This window comes from Aquabacterium sp. (assembly GCF_030652515.1).
In the GTDB taxonomy this organism is placed as follows: Bacteria; Pseudomonadota; Gammaproteobacteria; order Burkholderiales; family Burkholderiaceae_C; genus Aquabacterium.
In genome coordinates this window covers 1-1,653 of sequence record NZ_JAUSAR010000072.1, presented here as the reverse complement: position 1 = coordinate 1,653, position 1,653 = coordinate 1, and the positions used below count along the sequence as shown (strand labels likewise).

The following is a 1,653-nucleotide window of genomic DNA, read 5'->3' as shown; positions in this document are numbered from 1 at the left end:
GCTTTGCGCATGGCGGGCATGACTTCCTGCGACAGCAGCGTCATGCTTTCCCATTCACGCGAACGGTTGGCACCCGAGCCGTCCATGGCGGCCATCAACAGGCCTCCGAACGGACCCGTGCGCTCGCGGAACGCCAGCAGCTTCTCGGTCACCGTCTTGGGCGAGCCGTAGATCACCATGCTCTTGATCAGCTGCTCGACCGTGACCTGGTCATCCGGCTGCTTGGGGTCGTCCTTCATCACGGCCGTGTAGTTCACCGCTAGCAAGACCTTCCAGAGGTACTCGAAGTAGTAGTAGTTGCTGCCGTTGGGATCCATCATGCGGTCCAGCGCTTCGGAGTCGCTGCGCGCGACCACGATGTTGCGCGCAACGCGCCAGTTCTCGCCGCTCACCGCACGACCTGCCACTTCACAACCTTCCAGGTACTTCTTCCAGTGGCTGGCGATCACGTATTCCGGACAGAAGTTCGCGCTCATGGGGCCCCAGCCGCGGATGGCGGCCGTCTTCACGCTGTCCGAGAACGGCGACATGGCCGTCATCATGATGGGCGGATGCGGTTGCTGGAACGGCTTGGGAATGAAGCCCACGCCCAGATCGGGCATCACCGTTTCAGACAGCTTGATCTTCCAGTGTTTGCCTTCGATGTTGTACGGCGGGTCCTGGCTCCAGAGCTTCAAGATGGTGTCGATCGACTCCATCATGCGTTCGGTGCGGTAGGCGCCGTCGAGCACGTCGAACAGCTCCATGTCGCTGGCCAGGCCGCCCGGCCCGATGCCGAACATCATGCGACCCCGGCTGAGGTGATCGAACTGGGACACCTCGGCGGCGACCACGGCCGGGTGGTGGTTCGGCAAAGCGATGACGCCGGTGCCGAAGCGGATGTTCTTGGTGCGGTGAATCAGCGAGGCCAGGAACATCATGGGAGCCGAGATCGGCTCGGTCGTGCACGACATGTGCTCGCCGATCCAGGCTTCATCGAAGCCCACCTGGTCGGCGTGGATGATGCGGTCCGCATCTTCTTCATAGGTCTCCGCGGTGGGGCGGGTGGGGGGATGCAGCGGCATGCCGAACAGTCCAAGCTTCATGGAAGTCTCCTCTTTGGGTGGAAAAATTGCGCATTGATTGCGCGGGTTGGGAATCCTGTGGGCGGGCTCAGGACAGGGCCAGCGGGGCCTGCTGACCGGCCAGCCAGACCAGGGGCCTGACGATGGTTTGGCCGGCGGTTGAAGTGGGTGCGCAGTGCACTTGCTGGACGCGGCCGATGAACAGGCTGTGGGTGCCGTAGTCCGTGACGAGATCGACCTCGCATTCAACCGAAGCCGATGCGTCATACAGCCAGGGCAAACGCTCGCTGTCCGGTGTCCATGCATCTCGCCAGTGGTCGGACTGGAAGCGTTGCTCGCGCAGGGCCGAGGTGGAGAACGGCTTCAACAAGTCGCTCTGGTCATCGGACAGCAGGTTGATGCAAAACCGCCGGGAGCGCTGCAGGATGGGGTACAGCCCGGCGTTGCGGTTGACTGCGATCAGCATGGAGGGCGGGTCCATGGAAACGGAGATCACCGATGAAGCCACCATGCCATGGGGAACCCCATCGGCATCGCGGCTGGTGATGATCGTGACCGATGCGGCCAGACGGCGCATCGCTTCTCGGAA

General features: G+C 62.8%; 2 protein-coding genes. Both read right to left on the bottom strand.

The window, feature by feature from the left end; translation table 11 throughout:
* The coding region (locus tag Q7V20_RS08930; RefSeq protein WP_304789453.1) for an LLM class flavin-dependent oxidoreductase at positions 1-1,085 on the bottom strand (1,085 nt) is incomplete at its 3' end.
* 67 nt (positions 1,086-1,152) lie between these two features.
* A partial coding sequence (locus Q7V20_RS08925) for a flavin reductase family protein (RefSeq protein WP_304789451.1) occupies positions 1,153-1,653 on the bottom strand: 501 nt, incomplete at its 5' end.